This window comes from Paraburkholderia sp. UYCP14C, from assembly GCF_004197395.1.
Taxonomy (GTDB): domain Bacteria; phylum Pseudomonadota; class Gammaproteobacteria; order Burkholderiales; family Burkholderiaceae; genus Paraburkholderia.
Genome location: NZ_SELS01000350.1, coordinates 1 through 433, shown reverse-complemented (window position 1 = coordinate 433; position 433 = coordinate 1). Strand labels below are relative to the sequence as shown.

The window sequence follows — 433 nt, the reverse complement described above, 5'->3', positions numbered from 1 at the left end:
TCAGCCGGATCACGCTGGCGTCCCCGATACGTTTCTGTAGACGGTCGATCAGGATGTCGTGGTTGACCCGGTCGAAGAACTTCTCCAGATCAACATCCACCACGATTCGCCGGCCCGACTGTACGTACGACTGCGCGGCAAGCACCGCATCGTGCGCTCGCCGTCCGGGCCGGAAGCCGTAGCTGTGCTCGCTGAAGCCAGGATCCAGAACCGGTTGCAGCACCTGCAGCAGCGCCTGCTGGATCAGCCGGTCCGTCACCGTCGGGATGCCAAGCTCGCGCTCGCCGCCCTCCGGTTTCGGAATCGTCACCCGCCGTACCGGACTGGGCCGGTACGTCCCCTTCAGCAACTGTTCCCGGATCGCCGGCCACGCCGTCACCAGATGGCGCGACGTCTGGTCAATGTCCAGACCGTCCACGCCAGCGGCTCCCTT

Annotated in this window: 1 protein-coding gene; it reads right to left on the bottom strand. The window is 65.4% G+C overall.

Going from position 1 to position 433, the window contains the following annotated elements; all coding sequences use genetic code 11:
• The coding region (locus EVC45_RS45185; RefSeq protein WP_248295562.1) for a reverse transcriptase domain-containing protein at positions 1 to 433 on the bottom strand (433 nt) is incomplete at both ends.